The organism is Arthrobacter halodurans, assembly GCF_041877255.1.
In the GTDB taxonomy this organism is placed as follows: domain Bacteria; phylum Actinomycetota; class Actinomycetes; order Actinomycetales; family Micrococcaceae; genus Arthrobacter_N; species Arthrobacter_N halodurans.
On sequence record NZ_JBHDLJ010000007.1, the window covers coordinates 165,359 to 184,211 of the forward strand.

Consider the following 18,853-nt stretch of genomic DNA (forward strand, 5'->3'; position numbering starts at 1 on the left):
GCGGTGCTCTTTCCGTGGTGGTGCGGTGGTTCCGGAGCCGCTGCGGCGTCCTCGACCCATCCAACCACGCGGCGGTGCTGGAGGGGAGCATGTTGCCGATGTGATGACTTGTGCGTCACCGGGCGACGACGGTGATCCCGAGCGTCCCCAGCGCGAGGACCGCGGTGGCCGTCCAGGCGACGGCCGCCGCGTCGGCCCGGATCCGGCCCCGGACGATGCCCCGGGACTGCTCGGCGTAGCGGCGGCGCTGGGTCGCGTAGATGCCGGCGGCTGCGGCCCCGGCGACGGCGATGAGCGCCACCATCCACCAGCCGTAGTAGGGCAGCCACCGGACGAAGACGGCGCTGACCACGAAGAGGGACATCATGGTCCGCCCCCAGGCCATGACGGTGCGCTCGGGCTGGAGCCCCGGATCCTCGTGGAGGCGGGGCGCCGGCTCGCGGCGCGTCCGGCGGGCCCGGCGGCGCATCAGCCCAGCGCCAGCAGCACGATCACGGTGCCGGCCGCCAGCGCTCCGCCGAGCCCGAGCAGCGGCACGATCAGCGGCAGCGGGAGGGGCCGGCCGTGGCGCATGCTGGCCTCCACGGCGAGCCACCGGAAGGCGGCGCCGAGGCTGACGAGCATGCCGATGGAGATGATGAAGATGGCCAGGCCCTGGCGGAGCGGTGCCGCGAAGAGCTCGCTCGCGAAGGCCTCCAGCGCGATCCCGCCGGCCAGGAAGGCCAGCGACGTCCGGATCCAGGCCAGGAACGTCCGCTCGTTGGCGAGGGTGAAGCGCGCGTCCGGCTCCGTCCCGCCGGGCAGGAGCCTGGCGGCCAGCCACCCCCGCCCGGATTCCCCGGTTCCGTCTTCCACTGCCACCGTGGGCCTCCCTCACGTTCGTTCCGGCGCGTCGTCGACCCGCGGACGACAGCGTCTCACACTCGGGGCGCCTCAGTCGTCCGGCGCGGCCAACGCATCCAGGTCCTCCAGCGCGGAGGTCCACCGGTCCCGGCGTTCCCGCGCGGTCTGCTCCCACCACGGGTCGCCGCGCTCCCCGAGCCCCGTCTTGGCCAGCTGCACGCGTGCGCGAGCCGCCGCGAGCGCCGTGTCCTCCCCGGCCCGCTTTCGCTTCCCGACCTCGGCACGCGCCCGGCCTAGGTGGGAGAGCAGGCGCCGACCGACGTCGTCCGGCAGGCTCGGGTCCGCCCGCCGCCAACGCCGCCCGCCGTGCAGGAAGTAGCGCTCGTCGTCGGTGGTCGTGTCCGTGTCCTTGCCGCCCATGGCCGTGTTCTCCTTGTTTGCGCCGGGTGCCTGCGGCGCGCGGGGCTGCTGGCCGGTGGCCCGCCGGTCACGCCCACAGGCTAGCAGCGGGCGGGGACGCCTTTCGCTAGTCCCGGGACAACCCGTCGGCGGCCGCGCGCGCGACCGCGGCCGAGACGCGGGACAGGGCCGGGGTGTCGATCTTCCAGCGCTGCCAGAAGAGACGCACCGGACGCACCCATGCCGCGTCGAGCGCCACGAGCGAGCCGTCGCCCGGGTCCTGAGCCGCCGGGACCATGCCCCAGCCCAGGCCCTGGGCGATCGACCGCACGAACAGCACGGAGTCCGGGACGTGGTGCGACGGCGGGTCCGCGTCGGGCCCGGCGAACCGGCGGACGACGTCCCGCTGCAGGGGATCGCTGCGGTCGAAGTGGACCACCGGGGCGGCGGCGAGCGGGTGGGCGCCGCCGCGGGCCGCCACGCCGAACCACCGTTCCGCGAAGCCCGGGGCCGCCATGGCCCGGTACTCGAGCGTGCCGAGGTACGCGGCGGAGCACCCCTGCACCGGATGGGCGCTCGTGGTCACCGCCGCCATGGCGCGGCCGGAGCGCAGATGCTCCGCGGAGAGCCCCTCGTCCTCGCGCATCACCTCCAGCTCCAGGCCCGGATCGCCTGCGATTTCCGACAGCGCGGCGCCGAACCACGTGGCGAGGCTGTCGGCGTTGACCGCGACGGCGACCCGCACCCGGGGCGGCCCTCCCCCGCCCGGCAACCCGCCGAGTTCCCGCTCGGCGTCGGCGGACAACGTCGCGAACTGCCGGGCCAGGCGCAGGAGGACGTCGCCGGACTCCGTCGTCGTGGCGGGCTTGGTCCGGCGGAGGAGCACGGTGCCCGCGGACCGCTCCAGCTGCCGGATCCGCTGGCTGACGGCGGAGGGGGTGAGGCGCAGCTCGATGGCGGCCGCCTCGAACGTTCCGGTCGCGACGACGGCGGCGAGGGTGCGCAACTGCTCGGAGGAGAGGTCCATCCTGAAAGATTCTCATGAAACCCCAAAATAATGATCTGTACTTCATACGGAGGCGACCCGTACGGTCGAGGCATGTCCCTCTTCTCCGCCGCCGTGGCCGGCTTCGGCACCGGCCTGTCCCTCATCGCCGCCATCGGCGCGCAGAACGCCTTCGTCCTGCGCCAAGGCATCCAGCGCCGCCACGTGGGGGCGGTCGTCGCGGTCTGCGTGCTGTCGGACGCGGCGTTGATCCTGGCCGGGACGGCCGGCATGGGAGCCCTGGTGGAGACGGCACCGTGGGCGCTCACGGCCGCGCGGATCGGCGGCGCGGTGTTCCTGGCCGCGTACGCCGCCCTGGCGCTGCGCCGCTCGCTCCGTCCGGCCGCGCTGACGGTCGACGCCTCCGCCGCCGGGCCGGGCGGCCGCTCCGCGGGCCGCGGCCCGCTGGCGGCCGCGGTCCTCACCTGTCTGGCGCTGACGTGGCTCAACCCGCACGTCTACCTGGACACGGTGGTGCTGCTCGGCTCTGTTGCCGCGACCCACGGCGACGGCGGCCGCTGGCGGTTCGCCGCCGGCGCGGTCGCCGCCAGCGTCGTCTGGTTCGTCGCCATCGGCTACGGCGCCCGCGTGCTCCGCGGGCTCTTCGCCCGGCCGGTCGCGTGGCGCGTGCTCGACGCCGTCGTCGCCGCGGTGATGCTCGCGCTCGCCGCGAGCCTGGTCGCCGGGATCCCGGGCTGAGTCCGGCGCGGCGCTAGCGCGGGGCGGAATCCAACCCGACGGGCTTCCGCCGGGTACGGTCCAGCCGGGCCCGCCGCACCGCGGCGAGACCGCGGGTGAGCGCGGCCAGCGGAGGCTTCGCCAACCGGTCCCGCACGTCGGCGATCGCGGCGTTCCAGACGCCGTCCGAATGCGTGGGGTACGGATGCATCGCCTGGAACACGTCGGCGGTCGTGTGGCGGTGCCGCACCGCGAGGCACAGTTCGCCGAGCGACTCCCCCGCCCTCGCCCCCACGATCGTCCCACCGAGGATCCGCCCGCCGCGGCCCAGCGCCAGCCGCGTGAAGCCCCGCGTGTCGCCGTCGGTGATGGCCCGGTCCACGTGGGTGTGGGCCACCGTGCGTTCGCTGACCGGGCCGGCCGGGGACCCGTGGCGGCGGGCACCCGTCCGCGCGCCCACCGCCGCGATCTCCGGGGAGGTGAACGTGACCCGCGGGATGGCGTCGTCCACGCGCCGCCGGAGCCCCAGCACGGCGTTGGAGGCCGCGAGGCTCGCGTCGATGCCCGCGCTGTGCGTGTGGCGCGGCCGGGAGGTCACGTCTCCGGCGGCCCACACCGTGGGAACGGACGTGCGCAGGCGGGTGTCCGTGGCGACGCGTCCCGCCTCGTCGAGACCGACACCCAGCGCGTCGAGCCCGAGACCCGCGGTGCGCGGCACGCGCCCGGTGGCCAGCAGCACGACGTCGGCGTCGACAGCCGTGCCGTCGCCCAGGCGCAGCCGGACCGCGCCGTCCACGGGCGACGCGGAGCCCTCGACGTCCCCGGAGCCCTCGACCTCCGCCGCCCGGACCACGGCGTGCTCGAGAATCCGGAGACCGTCGGCCACCAGGGCCTCACGCAACACGTCGACGGCGTCGGGGTCCTCGGCGGGCAGCAGGCCGGACCGGACGATCAGCGTGACCTCGGACCCCAGCCGGGCAAAGGCCTGGCCGAGTTCGCAGGCCACCGGCCCGCCGCCGACGACGGCGAGGCGGCGCGGCAGCCGCGCCAGGTCCCACACGGTCTCGGACGTGACGGTGCGGCCCGGGTCCAGGCCGGGGATCCCGGGGTCCGCGGGCGCGGCGCCCGTGGCGATGAGGGCCTGCCGGAAGGCCACCGGCCGGCCGTCGACCTCGGCGCGGCCGGGACCGGTGAAGCGCAGGTTCCCGAGGAGCACCCCGACCCCCGCCGCCTCGAGCGCCGCCGGCGAGTCCACCGGTTCGATCGCGGCGATGGCCGACCGGACGCGCTCGCGGACCCGGTCGAAGTCGACGGGCGCCCCGGTGTGGCGCCGGAGGCGCGCGGCGTCGGACGCGGCGGCCAGCAGCGTCTTGGACGGCACGCAGCCGGTCCACAGGCAGTCCCCGCCGGTGCGGGCACGCTCCACGAGCAGGGTGCGCGCCCCCAGGGAGGCCGCCGTCTGCGCCCCCACGATGCCGGCGGTCCCCCCGCCGACCACCAGCAGGTCGATCATGTCCTTGCCCATGGCCGTCTCCTTCCCTAGAGTCGCGGTCGGGCACCGGCGACCGCCGCTGCCCTCCGGTGATGCGGGGAGGCACGGGGTGCGCGACGCCTACGACGCGATGGCGCCGTTCTACGACGCGTTCTCCGGAGAATACCCGGTGTACCGGGCGGGGAGGCTGGCGGGGATCGCGGGCCTGGGGCCGGAACCCGGCGCCCGCGTGCTGGACGCGGGATGCGGGACGGGGCTGAACTTCGGCCCGCTGATGGAGCGCGTCGGCCCCGGCGGGGCCGTGGTGGGAATCGACCGCAGCGCCGGCATGCTTCGCCGCGCCGAGCGCCGCGCCGCCGCCCACGGCTGGGACAACGTCGTGCTGGTGCAGGCCGACCTGGAGACAATGGCACCCGACCGGATCGCGGCGCTGCTGGGCTCCGTCGGAGCCGGGGCGGGTTCCCCGACGTCCCGGGCGGGCCTGGCCACCTATTCCCTCTCGCTCATGCCCGGCTGGCGCCGCGTGGCGGAACACCTGGCGGACGGGTTGGGCCACGGGGCGCGCCTGTGCGTGGTGGACATGCAGCAGCCCGTCGGGCGGGCGCGGTGGCTTGCGCCGCTGGCCGAACTCGCCTGCGCCCTGGGAGGATCCGACATCGCCGCGCACCCCTGGACGGCGGTCGAAGACCGCTGCCGCGAGGTCGGCGGCGCCTCGGTCCGCGGAGGCCACCTCCAGGCGCGCTGGGGCACGCTGTCCGCGGTGGGGAACGGATAGCCGGTCCGGGACGCGGGTCGCCGGACCGGCCCACGACGGGGAGGCGCGGGGCGCTGGGCCGCGGCTACAGTGGCGACCATGGACATCAGCAGCCCGCCGCCCGCGCCGCACCCCGCCGACAGCCACGACCTGATCCGGGTCCAGGGCGCCCGCGTGAACAACCTCAAGGACATCGACGTCGAGATCCCGAAGCGCCGGCTGACGGTGTTCACGGGCGTCTCGGGCTCGGGCAAGAGCTCGCTGGTGTTCGGCACGATCGCCGCGGAGTCGCAGCGGATGATCAACGAGACCTACAGCGCATTCGTGCAGGGTTTTATGCCGACGCTGGCGCGGCCCGAAGTCGACCTCTTGGACGGCCTGACGACGGCGATCCTCGTGGACCAGGAACGGATGGGGGCCAACCCCCGGTCGACCGTCGGCACGGCCACCGACGCGAACGCGATGCTCCGGATCCTGTTCAGCCGGCTCGGCACGCCGCAGATCGGGCCGCCCACCGCGTTCTCCTTCAACGTCCCGACGCGGAAGGCCAGCGGGGTGATGAGCACCGAAAAGGGCGGCAGGGTGGAGAAGAACGTGGTGCGCGACGCCGTCTACCTGGGCGGCATGTGTCCGCGCTGCGAGGGCATGGGCTCGGTCTCCGACGTCGACCTCACGGCGCTGTACGACGACACCAAGTCCCTCGGCGAGGGCGCGCTGACGATTCCCGGGTACAGCATGGACGGCTGGTACGGCCGCATCTTCAGCGGCGCCGGCTTCGATCTGGACAAGCCGATCTCGCGGTTCACCGAGCGGGAACTGAACGATCTCCTCTATCGGGAACCGACCAAGATCAAGGTCGAGGGCATCAACCTCACCTTCGAGGGCGTCATCCCGAAGATCCAGAAGTCGATGCTGTCCAAGGACGTCGAGGCGATGCAGCCGCACATCCGGGCTTTCGTCGAGCGCGCGGTCACGTTCCAGCCCTGCCCCGAGTGCGCGGGCACGCGGCTCAGCGCGGAGGCCAGGTCCTCGAGGATCGGCGGCAGGAACATCGCCGACCTGTGCGCCCTGCAGATCACCGATCTGGCCGGATGGGTGCGGGAATTGCGCGAGCCGTCGGTGGCACCCCTGCTGAAGGGCCTCCGGCACCTGCTCGACTCGTTCACCGAGATCGGCCTGGGGTACCTCTCGCTGGACCGCCCGGCCGGGACGCTTTCCGGCGGGGAGGCGCAGCGCACCAAGATGATCCGCCACCTCGGCTCGTCGCTGACGGACGTCACCTATGTCTTCGACGAGCCCACGATCGGCCTGCACCCCCACGACATCGAGCGGATGAACCGGTTGCTGCTGCAGCTGCGGGACAAGGGCAACACCGTGCTGGTCGTCGAGCACAAGCCCGAAACCATCGCCATCGCCGACCACGTCGTCGACCTCGGCCCCGGCGCGGGCACGGCCGGCGGCCGCGTGTGCTTCGAGGGCACCGTCGGGGCGCTGCGGGACAGCGACACGATCACCGGCCGCCACCTCGACGATCGGGCGCGGCTCCGGGACGCGGTGCGCGCCCCGACCGGCGCCCTGGAGGTGCGCGGGGCCTCGACGCACAACCTGCGGGGGGTCGACGTCGACATCCCCCTCGGCATGCTCTGCGTGGTCACGGGCGTCGCCGGTTCCGGCAAGAGTTCGCTGATCCACGGCTCCGTCGCCGGACGCGACGGCGTCGTGGTCATCGACCAGGGCGCGATCAAGGGTTCGCGGCGGAGCAACCCGGCGACCTACACCGGGCTGCTCGAACCGATCCGCAAGGCGTTCGCCAAGGCCAACGGCGTCAAGCCGGCGCTGTTCAGCTCCAACTCCGAGGGCGCCTGCCCCACCTGCAACGGCGCGGGGGTCATCTTCACCGAACTGGGCGTGATGGCCACGGTCGAATCCACGTGCGAGGAGTGCGAGGGCCGGCGGTTCCAGGCCTCGGTGCTGGAGTACACGCTGGGCGGGCGCAACATCGCCGAGGTGCTGGCGATGTCGATGGGCGAGGCGGAGGCGTTCTTCGCCGGGGGCGAGGCGCGCACGCCTGCGGCCCACAAGATCCTGGACCGGCTCGTCGACGTCGGACTGGGCTATCTCACGCTCGGGCAGCCCCTCACCACGCTGTCCGGCGGCGAGCGGCAACGCGTCAAGCTCGCCACCCAGATGGCCGACAAGGGCGACGTCTACGTGCTCGACGAACCGACCACCGGCCTGCACCTCGCCGACGTGGAGAACCTGCTGGGGCTGCTGGACCGGCTCGTCGATGCGGGCAAGTCGGTCATCGTGATCGAACACCACCAGGCCGTCATGGCGCACGCCGACTGGATCATCGACCTGGGCCCGGGCGCCGGGCACGACGGCGGCCGGGTCGTCTTCGAGGGCAGGCCGGCGGATCTGGTGGCCGGCCGCTCCACGCTCACCGGGGAGCACCTGGCGGCGTACGTCGGCGCCTGAGCGGAACCGGCGCCGGCGCGTCCGGCCGAACTCACACGGGGCATGCAGGAGACCCCAAGGTTCGGCCGATACCGTCGAACACACCTCATGAAGGTGCGAGTGATGACGAAGGTCCCAGCCACCCCCCATGGCTGGGACCTTCATCGTCTCCCTCGGCCCGACGATCGCGCGCGGAGCGCCGGCACGACGCGGGTAAATCCACCGCCCGTACCTCTGGCGCACGAAGGCAACGCATGCTTACCCTGCGCATAGCGGTACTCCAGTGGTCGAAGATCGTGGAGCGTTCCGTGATCCATCGTGGGGACGATGGACCTTCTGACGGGGGACTCAGTGGTTGAGTTGGAGAAGTTCGAAAACGCAAACTACCTGACGGTGGCCGAGGTCGCGACGGCGATGCGCGTGTCCAAGATGACCGTCTACCGGCTGGTGCACTCCGGGGAACTGCCCGCGGTGCGTTTCGGCAGGTCCTACCGCGTGCCGGAGAAGGCCGTGCAGGAGTACCTGATCGCGGACCAGCACGCGCCCGGCACCCCGCCGCCACCGAGCCCGGATTCCTGACCGGTCCCGCTCGCTCCGCCGCGTCCGCCGCGGCGCTCCGGTGCCCCGGTGCCCGCCGCCGTTCACAGTGGTTTCCCAGACTTAGCTCGTAAGTTGGGGTCTGTTCCTGCTGTACACGAATCAGAGGAGGACCCCATGGGGCTCGGAGACAAGATCGGCAACAAGGCACAGGAGACCGTCGGCAAGGCCAAGGAAGGCATCGGCGACGCGACCGACAACGAGCGGCTTCAGGCCGACGGCGCCCAGGACCAGGCCGGCGCGAACGCGAAGCAGGCCGGCGAGCACGTCAAGGACGCCGCCAAGGACGTCACCGGACGATGACTCCCGGCGCGTCGGTCCGCGCCTGACCGCCCGGATCGACGCCTGACGGAAGACCCCGGCCCGCGCAGCGGCCGGGGTCTTCCCTTGTCTGCGGACGTCGGCTGTCCGCGGACGTCGGCGCGGCGGCCCCTATGTGGCCAGCGCCTTCTCCTTGATGGAGGCGTACTCCTCCGCGGTGATCGTCCCCGCGTCCAGGAGCGAGTGCGCCTTGGCGATCTCGTCGCTCGCGCTCGGGCCGGCCACCGAGCGGATGTAGTCCGCCTGCTCCACCTGCCGGGTGGCCTCGTCCCGCATGCTCCTTGCCGCCATGCCGCGGCCGCGCGCTATGAGGTAGACGAGGGACGCGAGGAGCGGGAAGGCGAACAGGGCGACGATCCAGAGGGCCTTCAACCAGCCGCTGAGACCCTTGTCCCTGAACAGGTCCCCGACGATCCAGAAGAGGATCGCCAGGAACGCGATGAAGATGTAGATCGAGAAGAGGAACCAGAAGAATTCCCAGAAGCTGTCCCAGAGTCCCATTGCCGCTCCCTAATCGCTTCGCGCGCCGGGGTCCGGTGCGCCTGTTTGCCCGAAGACACCAGCCGACCGGTCGGCGGAGCGTCCCCGATTCCGGGTCCGGTGGCCCCAAGCCGCGACCGCCGCATCCCGTTCCCTCGAAGTATCCCGTGGGGAGAAGCCCCACACGTCACCCTCGGGAGATGAGATCGGGGACCGGCCCCGGCGGAACCAGGGCTCCCGGCGGAACTAGGGGGTCACGATGTTGAAGGAGGGGTTCCCGGCGTCCAGGACGCCCAGCAACTGGGGCAGCACCGTCCCGCCGCCGGTGACGTCGATCCCCTCGGATGTCGCGTCGCCGCCGAGCAGTGCCAGCATCCGGGCCTTGGTGAGCCGGACCGCGGCTTGGGCGGTCTCGCCCGGCTGGAGGATTCCGTGGACCAACACCCCGTTGCGCAGGGACAGGTGGTACGTGGCGTCGAGGTCCGTGAACGTCACCTCCAGCGTCAGGTCCAGGTCCCACGCCTTCGGGCCGTTCACCGAGATCGCCAACGAGTCGAAAAGCTGCTCGGGGGTCAGCTGGGCCACGATGGCCGGCGCGGAGGGGACGGTCGGGGTCCCGAAGTTCGCCCCGCGCAACTCCGTGGCGCCGGAGAGGAAGAAGTTCCGCCACGTCCCGTTCTCGGACCCGTAGCCGAGCTGTTCGAGCACGTCCGCGTACAGCTCCCGGGCCGCGGCGTGGTCGGCATCCACGAAGACGGCGTGGTCCAGCAGGGTGGCGGCCCACCGGAAGTCCCCGGCGTCGAAGGCCGTCCGGGCCAACTCGACGACGCGGTCCATGCCTCCCATCGCCTCCACGTAGCGCTCGGCGAGCGCGGCCGGAGGATGCGGCCACAGACGCGCGGGGTTCGCGTCGAACCACCCCATATAGCGCTGGTAGATGGCCTTGACGTTGTGGCTGACCGATCCGTAGTAGCCGTGCGTGTGCCAGGCGTTCTCCAGGGCTGGCGGCAGCTTGAGGGTCTCGGCGATCTCCGCCCCGGTCAGCCCCTGGTTCATGCACCGCAGGGTCTGGTCGTGGAGGTAGGCGTAGAGGTCACGCTGTGTCGCGAGATAGTCCTCGATCCGCTCCGCGCCCCACGTCGGCCAGTGGTGCGAGGCGAACGCGACGTCGCTCCGGCGGCCGAACAGCCGGATCGCCTCGGTCAGGTACGTGGACCACGCGTGGGGATCGCGGACCAGCGCGCCGCGCAGCGTGAGCAGGTTGTGCAGCGTGTGGGTCGCGTTTTCCGCCATGCACAAGGCCCGGTAGCGGGGGAAGTAGAAATGCATCTCCGCCGGCGCCTCGCTGCCGGGGGCCATCTGGAACTCGATCTCGACGCCGTCGACCGTGTGTCGCTGGCCGGTCCAGCCGATCTCGACCGTCGGCACGATGAGCCCGAGTTCGCCGGTCGACGTCGCCTGGCCGAGCCCCGCCCCCACCTGGCCCCTGGGGCCGCACTCCAACGCCGTCCCATACATGTAGCCGGCCCGGCGGCCCATTGCGGTGCCCGCGTAGACGTTCTCCGCGACCGCGTGACCGACGAAGCCCTCCGGGGCGATCACCTCGATGCGCCCGGCGTCCACGTCCGCCTGCGTGGCCACCCCGAAGACCCCGCCGAAGTGGTCGACGTGGCTGTGCGTGTAGATCACGGCCACGACGGGTCGCTCGCCCCGGTTCTCCCGGTACAGCCCCAGCGCGGCCGCGGCCGTTTCCGTGGAGATCAGGGGGTCGATGACGATCACGCCGCGGTCGGACTCGACGAAGGTGATGTTCGAGAGGTCCAGTCCGCGGACCTGGTAGATGCCCGCGACGACCTCGTAGAGCCCCTGCTTCGCCACGAGTTTCGACTGTCGCCAGAGACTCGGGTTGACCGTGGCGGGCGCGTCCCCGCCAAGGAACGAGTACTTGTCGTTGTCCCAGACCACGCGGCCGTCCTGCGCCCGGACGACGCCGGGGCTGAGGGCCGCGATGAATCCTCGGTCCGCATCCTCGAAGTCCCGGGCGTCCTCGAAGGGCAGCGACTCCGCGAGCCTGCGGTGTTCGGCCTCGATCGCCGGTGTGGCTGGCTTCTGCGACATGGGTTTCCCTTCCCTCGGGGCGGCTTGGTGGACCTGAGCGTCCCACGCCTCGTTGCCGCGGAACATCATCCCCCGTGGATGAACCCCGATCGCGGCACCAGGAACCGAGGAAACACCCGAACCGGGGGGCGCTAGCGGCCGATCGGGGCCCGCCGGAGGACCAGCCAGCTGCCCGCGGCGGCCAGCACCCCGAGCCCGACCAGCCCCGCCGCGACCTTCCAGAACGCGAAGGGACCGAGGGCGCCCGGTACGTCGAGCCCGAATCCGAGCACCGCGGCCAGGAGGGCCAGGAGCGCCGCGACGATGCCGGCGAAGACGGCGATGACGCCCTTCTGGTTCCACCGCAGGTACACGGAGGCGAAGCCGGCGCCGACGAACAGCGACGCGAAGGCGATCCCGAAGCCCATGAGGAAGAGGTCGCCATAGTCGCCGTCGCCCACGACGTACACGTCGAAGGTGCGGGCCCCGACGAACCAGTGCCCCGTGGCGCGCTCGACGGCCAGGAGCACGACCATGGTCAGCGCGAGGAAGAGCGCCTCGGCGCACAGCGCGATCGCGGTGCCGTTCCAGTAGTGCCGCCGCGTGCTGCCCATGCCGATGGCGTACGGCATCGTGCGCGCGTAGGCCATGACCCCGAGGTTGACGAAGTATCCCGCGAAGCACCACAGCGCGGCCTGGTTGTGGCGGAACCCCTCGCTGAGGTCCTCCTCCGTCCCGGGGACGAAGGCCCGGAGGATGAGCATGATGACGACGCCGACGGCGATCGCGCCGCCGAAGATGATGAGTGGCACGCCGAACATGCGGCTCGTGTCCACGAAGTGCAGCCGCACCACCTTGACGAGAGGATGCGCGCGGCGGGCATCCCGGGACGGGAGGGCGGGGGCGGGGGCGGTCATCGGATGGTCTCCTGTTCTGGCGCGGGTTCCACGGGCGATTCGGTGTCGTCGCCGCCGAGCAGCCCGTAGGCGGCCACGAGCGACTGGAGGGTGACGGGACCCAGTTCGAGTCCGCGTTCGGCCGCGAGGGCGCGGGTCCCGCCGTCGGGCTGGCCCTCGAGCGTCGCGGAGACGAGCCCGCCCAGCGTCTGCCGGCGGAGCAGCCTGTGGCCGCGGGACGCGGCCTCGACGGCGGCCGCCGGCCCGGACACGGTGAAGGCCGCGGCCTTGGCCTCCTCCACGTCGGCGTCCATGACCTTCCGGCCCTGGTCGATCACGATGACCCGTTCCAGGAGATTGGACGCCTCGTCGATCAGGTGGGTGGACATCATGATGGTGCGCGGGTGCTCCATGAAGTCCTCCAGCAGCCGGTCGTAGAAGATGGCGCGCGCCGTGGCGTCGAGGCCGAGGTAGGGCTCGTCGAAGAAGGTGACCGGCGAGCGGGCCGCCATCCCCACGATGATGGCCACCGACGAGAGCTGCCCGCGGGAGAGCTTCTTGATGGGCGTCTCGAGCGGAAGCCGGAACTGCGCGACGAGATCCGCGGCGAGGTCCCGGTCCCAGTTCTCGTAGAACCACGGCGCGGTGCGCAACACGTGCGAGGCCTTGAAGTCCTCCGGGTACTTCTGGTTCTCGCGCATGAAACAGAGCCGGCTCAGCACGGAGACGTTCTCGAACGGCTCGCCGCCGAGCACGCGCACATCACCCCCGGAGGAGGGCTCCTGCCCGGACAGGACCGACATGATGGTTGTCTTGCCGGCGCCGTTGCGGCCCAGCAACCCGCAGATGGTGTTCTCCTGGACGCTGAAGTCGATGTCCCGCAGGACGGTCGTTTTGCCATAGGCCTTGCGCAGACCCCTGACGTCAATGGCGGTGGACATCACCGCACCTCCTCTGTGGTGGATGCCGCTTCGGCGACCATGCCCGCGAGCTGCGCGGGGTCGATCCCGAGCCTCGCGGCCTCGTCGATCAGCGGCTGGATGAATTGGTCCCTGAAGGTCTCCCGGCGGGCGCGCAGGAGCCCCTCGCGGGCCCCCCGGGCCACGAACATGCCGATCCCCCGCCTCTTGTAGAGGACGCCCGCCTCGACGAGACGCGTGAGACCCTTGCCCGCCGTCGCCGGATTGATCCTCAGGAACGCGGCGAACTCGTTGGTCGACGGCACCTGGGTCTCCTCGGGGTAGGTCCCGTCAAGGATCCGACCCTCGATCTGCTCGGCCAGCTGGATGAAGAGGGGCTTGGCGTCGTCCATCAGCCATCCGGCTTACTTGGTTCATTAGTCATGTAACTAACTACAGCACCGAGGATGCAGGGCGTCAAGACCGGCCTTGCATTAGGGGCGGTCGCGGGGCGAATTGCCGGATCAGGCGCCGGCCTGCAGCTCCCCGCGGGCGATGCTGTCGCCGCTGTGCGCCGGATCGCCGTCGAACGGCTCGCTCGAGACGTCGACCACCGCGTACTTGTCCAGGTCCAGCCCGGCCGGCAGGACGAAGCTCGCCTCGGAGCCGCTCATGGTGCCGAGGCTGAGCAGGCTCGTCACCTCGCGGTCCAACAGCCACACCTCGCGGTAGCCGTCCACGTCGCTCTCGGGGAGGTCGACCACGAGTCGCAGTTGGCCCTCGACGGACTCCACGCGCGCCGCTCCGGCGGCGTCCCAGCCCGGCAGGGGCTCGAGCGACGCGGTCTGGACGACGTCCGCGCGCGGGGCGTCGTCGCCCGCGTCGCGGTCCAGCAGGGACACGACGCCGGCGGTCGCGGCCACGCCCAGCGCGAAGCTGGCGGCCGCTGCGAACGCGATGCGCCGGGGCCAGGGGTCGCGCCGGTCGCGCCGGTCACGCCGTTCGAGCGGGACGACGCCGGACGCCGGCGCGGCGGGGGGCTCGGCCGCCGCCGGGCGGAGCTCCTCCCCCAGTTCCGCCTCGATCCGGTCCCAGACCGCGGGTGCCGGCGGCACCAGTTCCTCGCCCGCGCGCACGGCGGCGCCCAGGTCCAGGAACGCGGAGGCCTCCCCCTGGCACCGGTCGCAGCCGGCGAGGTGCAGGGCGGACTCGGGGTCCAGCGCCCGATCGCCGTCGACGGCGAGCAGCGCGAGCCGGTCGTCATCGAGATGCCGCATCTGCCACCACCATCGATTCTCGTAAACGTTTCAGACTTCGGTTGATATGGGACTTGACGGTGCCCAGGGGCAGGTCCAGTTGCTCTGCGATCGCCGTGTGCGTCAGGTCCGCGAAGAACGCTAGCCGCAGAATCTCCTTTTGCGGGGACCCGAGCCGCTCGATCGCGTCGGCCACGACCACCCGGTTCACGACGACGGCGTCGGTCCCGTCCTCCGCCTCCTCGGCGTCCGCAACCGCGAACACGGCGTCCTGCGAGCGCATCGCGCGGGTGCGGGCGGCGTAGACGTCGGCGATCCTGCGCCGCGTGATGCCGACGATCCACGCCCCGAGGGCCGCCTTGCCGGGATCGAACCCGGATCGCGACCGCCAGGCGGAGACGAACACCTGTTGGGTGACGTCCTCGGCGTCGTGCCGGTTGTCCAGCGCGCGCAGGGCGAGCGTGTGGACCATCGGCGCATAGCGTTCGTACGCCTGCCGCATGGCCTCCGCGTCGCCCGCAGCAAACGCGAGGGCCAGCTGCTCCGGATCGGTGTCCGCGACGTCCACCTCCCCGTTAGTCCTCGGCGTCGCACTGAGGCCCATTGTAGGCACGGGAATCACCCCGACGGGACGGCGGTGACGATGATGTTGTCGTCGTAGCTCTGCCGCTCCTCGTCCCAGCGGCCGCCGCAGGTGATCAGCACCAGACGCTTGTCGCCCGTCCGGGTGAAGTAGGCGCCGAAGTCGATCGCGGTCTTGGTGAGCTGCTCCACGGCGGCGACCCGGTACGCGGTGCGCCGGCCCGCCTCGTCCTCGAGCACCACCTCGTGGCCGGGCCGGGAGTCCCGCAGGTCGTAGAGCGGTCCGCGTGGCGTCGGGATGGACCCGGCGTGCGCGGCGACGACGACGGTGCCGTCCTCCTCGGCGGGCGACGCGGAGTGGCGGTACCATCCGGCGAGGACGGCGTCCTCGGGGATGGCCATCTGGCCGTCGCCGGCCACCCCCACCGGCGCGACCCGCATGTCCGCCCCGATGGCCCCGTAGGCCAGGCGGACCGGGGCCGGAGGCGGGGCGCCCGGGGGCGCGAGCGCCGCGTCCCGCACCGGGATGTCCGGCAGGGCCGCGGCGCTCGGCCGGGGCGCCGGCGTCGTCGTCAGGGAGGAGGGCGAGGACGACGCCGGCGCTGGGGCGGAGGTGCGAGCCTCTCCGCCCCGGAGGACGGACTGCGCCGAGGGAACGGCGCAGCCCGTCAGCAGGAGAGCCGCCGCGGCGAGACCGAGCAGCCTTTTCATGGTGCTACTTCCGGGCGGAGACCGAACGGAGGGAAACGGCGCGGCCGGCGAAGGCGAGCCCCGCCAGCAGCAACGCGCCGAGACCCAGCATCAGGCCGGTGTTGGCGCCCTCGTCGATCACCTGCGCGGTGCCGGTGGGAACGCCGTCCGGGGCGGATCCCATACCCTCGATCGACTGCACGGCCAGGTCCAGGTTGCCGTCCTCGAGGCTGCCCCACGCGTACACGATGGTTGCGTTGCCCTCGGCGACCTCGACGTCGGCGGGGCCGATCACGGGGTCGGTGGTGCCGGCCGCGGCCACGGAGGCCGAGACGGTGCCCGCGGGCAGGTCCAGCGTGGCCTCGTCCGGGTTCGCGAGGTCGCTCACGACCGCCTCTCCGCCGGCCAGCACGTCGACGGCTGGCGCGGCCGCGACGTGGCGGACCACCAGGCGGCCCTCGCCGGCGGCGACGGAGGACAGGTCGTTCTCGAACAAGGTGGCCGTGGGCTCGCCGGCCTCGGTCAGGTGCGCGGCGGCCGTGTAGTTGCCGCCCGCCGCCAGGTCCAGGTCCACGGGTCCGATCGCCGGCGAGGAGTCGTCCTCGGCGTCCGCGGCGGTGATCGCGACCGTGTAGGTTCCGGCGGGCAGGTCCAGCGGGCCGGCCATGTCCCCGGGCTCGAAGTCGTCCAGGGTGAGGTCGCCGTTGACGTAGACGTCCACGGTGAGCCCGGGGACGCCGTGGAGGACGGAGAGCATGGCGCCCTCCTCGGTCTCCGCGGCCTGGGCCGGGACGGCACCCATTCCCAAGAGTGCGATTCCCGCTGCCGCGGCGATGATGGGGGTCTTGCGCATCGTTTTTTCCTTCCGGAAGGAGCCCGGTGGGGCCTGGATGGTCTGACACCCTGTACTTCCGCCGGGCGGGCCCCCGCGGATGCGGTCACGCGAAGAAATCTTTCCGGCGCCCTGCGGACCGGCGCCACGCGGAAGAAGCCGCAACGAAACGCCGCGTTGATCACGTCTTGATGCGCCGTTCACGCGCGGCATCCATACTTAAGGAAAACCCGCACACCCTAGGAGCGCCATGGCCACCGTGAAGACCGACGTCCGCCTCAAATCCGTCCTCGACATCCTGACCGAAAACGCCCTCTCCGGCGAAGCGTCCAACGCCGGCAAGGTCCTGGCCGAGGCGCTGGTCCGCGTCCCGCCGACGGAGCACGAGAAGGAGCTCCTCAGCGGCGGCATCCCGCGGGGACACAAGAACCTCAGCGTCGCCACCGGCAAGCTGGTCAAGGCCGGCTGGATGACGAAGGGCCGCTCGGGCTGGACCGTGACGGACGAGGGGCAGCGCGCCACGGTCGCCTTCCCGGATGCCGCCTCCTTCACCGCCGCGCTCGCCGCCGGAACCCCGGTCCCCGAGGGCACCCTCCTGCCGGTGCTCAAGGCCCCGAAGAAGTCCGCGGCGGCCAAGAAGCCCGCTGTCCGCAAGGCCTCCACCCGCAAGCCCGCGGCCGCGGCTGGCGTCGCGCCCGCGGCCGCCCCCGTCGGTTCCACCTCCGGATCCGCCAGCGAAACCCCCGCGGCCGAGCCCGTGGAGGCAGCGGCCTTCGAAAGCGCCGCCGCGGCGAATCCGCCGTCCGGACAGCCGTCCGCCGTCGCGCTCGCCGGCGACTTCAACACGATCCTCGGCGCGCCGGAGGACTGGAACCCTGCCCTCGACCAGGCCCAGATGAGCTTCGACCCGGCCGAGGTGCGCTGGAAGCTCTCCGCCGACCTGCCCGCCGGCCACTACACCTACAAGGTGGCGCTGGACCGCTCGTGGGTCGAGAACTACGGGGCCTACGGGGTGCGCGACGGCGCCAACCACGAGCTGCACCACGCCGGTGGCCGCGTGAACTTCATCTACGACCACACCAGCCGCGACATCCGCATCCAGCACGGCCAGGGCTGACGCCGGCCGACGCCGTCGAGGGCGGCCTCCCGTTGGGGGGCCGCCCTCGCCATGTCCGGCGCCGCCCTGCCATGTCCGGCCCTGCGCCCTGCGCCGGGTCAGGCTCCGCGTCGCCGGAGCGTGCGCAGGGCGATCGCCGCGTCGAGGACGGCATCGAGGATCAGGAGCGCGCCGACCACGCCCACGGCGGTCAGCCAGCCCGGGCGGTCCTCGGCGGTGAGCGCCCATGCGACGCCGGCCGCGCCGGCCAGCGCCTCGGGAACGATCGTGGAGAACGCCTTCCGCGGCTGGCTGTACCCGGCGGCGGCCCAGCGCGTGAACGGGTTGGTGCTTCGGGCGCGTCCCGGCGCGTCGTCCACGTAGCGGTCCAGCGACCGGACCAGGCCCTTCCACGCGCCCGTGGGCTCGACCAGCTCGGAGCCCGGGAGCGGGGCGCCGCTTTCGAAGACCTCGGCCGCGACCACAGGCTGGCCCAGGAGCACCAGCAGCCGGGCGAGGTAGCGCTCGTCGTCCGGCCGCTGCAGGGCCTCGCGCATCGTGCCGAAGTCCAGGTGCCGGAACATCGGCTCGGCCAGCAGCCCGCGCAGCGCCGAATCGGCCCGCAGGTGCGGATCCACCAGCCCTTCGACGAGGCCCCGGGATCCCGCATGCACCTCCTCGACCCCGAAGCTGGGGCTCTCCGCGGGCATCCGGGACAGCACGTGGCCCGGCAGCAGCCCCCGACGGCACAGGACGCCGAGGCTGCGCCCGTCCGGCCCATCGCCGAGCCCGATGACCGGAAGCTCCTTCTTGAACCACAGGTAGTACTCCAGGCCCGCGGACGCGGACGTCAGCTGGATGATCGTCCGGCCGTCGACCTCCGCGGCGCGGATGGCCGACCCCGCCTCCTTCGCCACCGCGCCCAGGTACTCGGGGCGCAGCGAGGTGATGAGGACCCGCGGCCGCCGGATCGCGACCTGCGAGTCTTCGCCGTCCTCGCCGCCTGGGTTTGCGCCCTCCCCGCCTTCGTCGCCTTCCCCACCGTCCTCGCCGCCGTCCCCTTCCGGCTCCGGCAGTCCCGACGCGTACTCGTCCCCGAGCCACACGGCGGCGCCGAACTCCCGGACCAGCAGCCCGGCCAGCTCGCCGACGGTCAGGCCCGGCGCCGGACCGTCCGGCGCGTTGAGCAGCACGCGCTGCTCGGAATCCGCGGCGACGGTCAGCCCGACGGGCACGCCGCCCGCCTCCCCCGCGAGCCCGTCGTCCCCGCCCCGCGGGACCACGGACCCGAGGACGCTGTGGCGCCGCAGGAACACCCGCACCGCCTCCGGATCGAGGGCACGGTCGTCCGCGGGGACGAGCACACCGCTGAGGTGGCGTGTGTGGGACACGGTCATCAAGACTCCTTGTCGGCCAGGGATTTCGGGGACGGGCGCCGG

At 72.5% G+C, this 18,853-nt stretch carries 21 protein-coding genes; 6 read left to right on the plus strand and 15 right to left on the minus strand.

Going from position 1 to position 18,853, the window contains the following annotated elements:
- Positions 1 to 115 precede the first annotated feature (115 nt).
- From ACETWP_RS10590 to ACETWP_RS10605, 4 genes are all read right to left on the minus strand, one after another.
- A complete protein-coding gene (locus tag ACETWP_RS10590; RefSeq protein WP_373972205.1) occupies positions 116 to 469 on the minus strand; it encodes a DUF202 domain-containing protein in 354 nt (117 codons plus the stop codon).
- A complete protein-coding gene (locus tag ACETWP_RS10595) occupies positions 469 to 861 on the minus strand; it encodes a YidH family protein (RefSeq protein ID WP_373972206.1) in 393 nt (130 codons plus the stop codon). Before ACETWP_RS10595 ends, ACETWP_RS10590 begins: the two co-directional genes overlap by 1 nt.
- A gap of 72 nt (positions 862 to 933) precedes the next feature.
- The gene (locus ACETWP_RS10600; RefSeq protein ID WP_373972207.1) at positions 934 to 1,263 is read right to left on the minus strand and encodes a biopolymer transporter Tol; all 330 of its coding nucleotides are present in this window, start codon (positions 1,261 to 1,263) and stop codon (positions 934 to 936) included.
- Between the two features lie 106 nt (positions 1,264 to 1,369).
- Positions 1,370 to 2,269, minus strand: a complete 900-nt coding sequence (locus ACETWP_RS10605; protein WP_373972208.1) for an ArgP/LysG family DNA-binding transcriptional regulator — start codon at positions 2,267 to 2,269, stop codon at positions 1,370 to 1,372.
- Between the two features lie 72 nt (positions 2,270 to 2,341).
- Between ACETWP_RS10605 and ACETWP_RS10610 the strand changes: the two genes are divergently transcribed.
- Positions 2,342 to 2,986, plus strand: coding sequence for a LysE/ArgO family amino acid transporter (locus ACETWP_RS10610; protein WP_373972209.1), 645 nt, complete (start codon positions 2,342 to 2,344; stop codon positions 2,984 to 2,986).
- Between the two features lie 13 nt (positions 2,987 to 2,999).
- Here ACETWP_RS10610 and ACETWP_RS10615 read toward each other — a convergent pair whose 3' ends face one another.
- Positions 3,000 to 4,490: a dihydrolipoyl dehydrogenase family protein gene (locus ACETWP_RS10615; RefSeq protein ID WP_373972210.1), complete on the minus strand. Its 1,491-nt coding sequence runs from the start codon at positions 4,488 to 4,490 to the stop codon at positions 3,000 to 3,002.
- Between the two features lie 76 nt (positions 4,491 to 4,566).
- Here ACETWP_RS10615 and ACETWP_RS10620 point away from each other — a divergent pair, with 76 nt between their 5' ends.
- The 4 genes from ACETWP_RS10620 (at position 4,567) to ACETWP_RS10635 (ending at position 8,568) form a co-directional block, all read left to right on the plus strand.
- Entirely contained in the window at positions 4,567 to 5,232 is a 666-nt protein-coding gene (locus tag ACETWP_RS10620) for a class I SAM-dependent methyltransferase (RefSeq protein ID WP_373972211.1), read from the plus strand.
- A gap of 78 nt (positions 5,233 to 5,310) precedes the next feature.
- On the plus strand, positions 5,311 to 7,689 hold the full coding sequence (locus tag ACETWP_RS10625; protein WP_373972212.1) for an ATP-binding cassette domain-containing protein: 2,379 nt from the start codon (positions 5,311 to 5,313) through the stop codon (positions 7,687 to 7,689).
- 330 nt (positions 7,690 to 8,019) lie between these two features.
- Positions 8,020 to 8,247, plus strand: coding sequence for a helix-turn-helix domain-containing protein (locus ACETWP_RS10630; RefSeq protein WP_373972213.1), 228 nt, complete (start codon positions 8,020 to 8,022; stop codon positions 8,245 to 8,247).
- 135 nt (positions 8,248 to 8,382) lie between these two features.
- Positions 8,383 to 8,568, plus strand: a complete 186-nt coding sequence (locus ACETWP_RS10635) for a CsbD family protein (protein ID WP_373972214.1) — start codon at positions 8,383 to 8,385, stop codon at positions 8,566 to 8,568.
- Between the two features lie 129 nt (positions 8,569 to 8,697).
- On the opposite strand, the gene ACETWP_RS10640 is transcribed toward ACETWP_RS10635, so the two are convergent.
- From ACETWP_RS10640 to ACETWP_RS10680, 9 genes are all read right to left on the minus strand, one after another.
- On the minus strand, positions 8,698 to 9,087 hold the full coding sequence (locus tag ACETWP_RS10640) for an SHOCT domain-containing protein (RefSeq protein ID WP_373972215.1): 390 nt from the start codon (positions 9,085 to 9,087) through the stop codon (positions 8,698 to 8,700).
- Positions 9,088 to 9,312: 225 nt separating this feature from the next.
- Complete coding sequence (locus ACETWP_RS10645; protein ID WP_373972216.1) at positions 9,313 to 11,184, minus strand: alkyl/aryl-sulfatase; 1,872 nt, start codon at positions 11,182 to 11,184, stop codon at positions 9,313 to 9,315.
- Positions 11,185 to 11,315: 131 nt separating this feature from the next.
- Positions 11,316 to 12,080: a hypothetical protein gene (locus ACETWP_RS10650; protein ID WP_373972217.1), complete on the minus strand. Its 765-nt coding sequence runs from the start codon at positions 12,078 to 12,080 to the stop codon at positions 11,316 to 11,318.
- Positions 12,077 to 13,000 carry an ABC transporter ATP-binding protein gene (locus tag ACETWP_RS10655; RefSeq protein WP_373972218.1) on the minus strand — a complete coding sequence of 308 codons (924 nt, stop codon included), beginning with the start codon at positions 12,998 to 13,000 and terminating at the stop codon, positions 12,077 to 12,079. Before ACETWP_RS10655 ends, ACETWP_RS10650 begins: the two co-directional genes overlap by 4 nt.
- Positions 13,000 to 13,371: a GntR family transcriptional regulator gene (locus ACETWP_RS10660; RefSeq protein ID WP_373972219.1), complete on the minus strand. Its 372-nt coding sequence runs from the start codon at positions 13,369 to 13,371 to the stop codon at positions 13,000 to 13,002. The genes ACETWP_RS10655 and ACETWP_RS10660 overlap by 1 nt, the downstream gene beginning before the upstream one ends.
- Before the next feature lie 111 nt (positions 13,372 to 13,482).
- A complete protein-coding gene (locus tag ACETWP_RS10665) occupies positions 13,483 to 14,235 on the minus strand; it encodes an anti-sigma factor (protein ID WP_373972220.1) in 753 nt (250 codons plus the stop codon).
- Positions 14,219 to 14,782, minus strand: coding sequence for an RNA polymerase sigma factor (locus ACETWP_RS10670; protein ID WP_373972221.1), 564 nt, complete (start codon positions 14,780 to 14,782; stop codon positions 14,219 to 14,221). Before ACETWP_RS10670 ends, ACETWP_RS10665 begins: the two co-directional genes overlap by 17 nt.
- A gap of 50 nt (positions 14,783 to 14,832) precedes the next feature.
- Positions 14,833 to 15,507 carry a class F sortase gene (locus ACETWP_RS10675; protein ID WP_373972222.1) on the minus strand — a complete coding sequence of 225 codons (675 nt, stop codon included), beginning with the start codon at positions 15,505 to 15,507 and terminating at the stop codon, positions 14,833 to 14,835.
- 4 nt (positions 15,508 to 15,511) lie between these two features.
- Positions 15,512 to 16,339, minus strand: coding sequence for a DUF4397 domain-containing protein (locus ACETWP_RS10680; protein WP_373972223.1), 828 nt, complete (start codon positions 16,337 to 16,339; stop codon positions 15,512 to 15,514).
- 229 nt (positions 16,340 to 16,568) lie between these two features.
- On the opposite strand from ACETWP_RS10680, the gene ACETWP_RS10685 reads away from it, so the two are divergent.
- Positions 16,569 to 17,435, plus strand: a complete 867-nt coding sequence (locus tag ACETWP_RS10685) for a pullulanase X25 domain-containing protein (protein ID WP_373972224.1) — start codon at positions 16,569 to 16,571, stop codon at positions 17,433 to 17,435.
- A 98-nt stretch (positions 17,436 to 17,533) separates the two neighbouring features.
- Here the strand turns inward: ACETWP_RS10685 and ACETWP_RS10690 are convergent, their stop codons facing one another.
- On the minus strand, positions 17,534 to 18,811 hold the full coding sequence (locus ACETWP_RS10690; protein WP_373972225.1) for a hypothetical protein: 1,278 nt from the start codon (positions 18,809 to 18,811) through the stop codon (positions 17,534 to 17,536).
- Between the last annotated feature and the right edge of the window lie 42 nt (positions 18,812 to 18,853).

What these genes read in the sequence shown, in the direction of transcription:
- ACETWP_RS10590 (WP_373972205.1), bottom strand. Translation starts at nt 469, where the DNA reads ATGCGCCGCCGGGCCCGCCGGACGCGCCGCGAGCCGGCGCCCCGCCTC.
- ACETWP_RS10600 (WP_373972207.1), bottom strand. Translation starts at nt 1,263, where the DNA reads ATGGGCGGCAAGGACACGGACACGACCACCGACGACGAGCGCTACTTC.
- ACETWP_RS10605 (WP_373972208.1), bottom strand. Translation starts at nt 2,269, where the DNA reads ATGGACCTCTCCTCCGAGCAGTTGCGCACCCTCGCCGCCGTCGTCGCG.
- ACETWP_RS10610 (WP_373972209.1), top strand. Translation starts at nt 2,342, where the DNA reads ATGTCCCTCTTCTCCGCCGCCGTGGCCGGCTTCGGCACCGGCCTGTCC.
- ACETWP_RS10615 (WP_373972210.1), bottom strand. Translation starts at nt 4,490, where the DNA reads ATGGGCAAGGACATGATCGACCTGCTGGTGGTCGGCGGGGGGACCGCC.
- ACETWP_RS10625 (WP_373972212.1), top strand. Translation starts at nt 5,311, where the DNA reads ATGGACATCAGCAGCCCGCCGCCCGCGCCGCACCCCGCCGACAGCCAC.
- ACETWP_RS10635 (WP_373972214.1), top strand. Translation starts at nt 8,383, where the DNA reads ATGGGGCTCGGAGACAAGATCGGCAACAAGGCACAGGAGACCGTCGGC.
- ACETWP_RS10640 (WP_373972215.1), bottom strand. Translation starts at nt 9,087, where the DNA reads ATGGGACTCTGGGACAGCTTCTGGGAATTCTTCTGGTTCCTCTTCTCG.
- ACETWP_RS10645 (WP_373972216.1), bottom strand. Translation starts at nt 11,184, where the DNA reads ATGTCGCAGAAGCCAGCCACACCGGCGATCGAGGCCGAACACCGCAGG.
- ACETWP_RS10650 (WP_373972217.1), bottom strand. Translation starts at nt 12,080, where the DNA reads ATGACCGCCCCCGCCCCCGCCCTCCCGTCCCGGGATGCCCGCCGCGCG.
- ACETWP_RS10655 (WP_373972218.1), bottom strand. Translation starts at nt 13,000, where the DNA reads ATGTCCACCGCCATTGACGTCAGGGGTCTGCGCAAGGCCTATGGCAAA.
- ACETWP_RS10660 (WP_373972219.1), bottom strand. Translation starts at nt 13,371, where the DNA reads ATGGACGACGCCAAGCCCCTCTTCATCCAGCTGGCCGAGCAGATCGAG.
- ACETWP_RS10665 (WP_373972220.1), bottom strand. Translation starts at nt 14,235, where the DNA reads ATGCGGCATCTCGATGACGACCGGCTCGCGCTGCTCGCCGTCGACGGC.
- ACETWP_RS10675 (WP_373972222.1), bottom strand. Translation starts at nt 15,507, where the DNA reads ATGAAAAGGCTGCTCGGTCTCGCCGCGGCGGCTCTCCTGCTGACGGGC.
- ACETWP_RS10680 (WP_373972223.1), bottom strand. Translation starts at nt 16,339, where the DNA reads ATGCGCAAGACCCCCATCATCGCCGCGGCAGCGGGAATCGCACTCTTG.
- ACETWP_RS10685 (WP_373972224.1), top strand. Translation starts at nt 16,569, where the DNA reads ATGGCCACCGTGAAGACCGACGTCCGCCTCAAATCCGTCCTCGACATC.
- ACETWP_RS10690 (WP_373972225.1), bottom strand. Translation starts at nt 18,811, where the DNA reads ATGACCGTGTCCCACACACGCCACCTCAGCGGTGTGCTCGTCCCCGCG.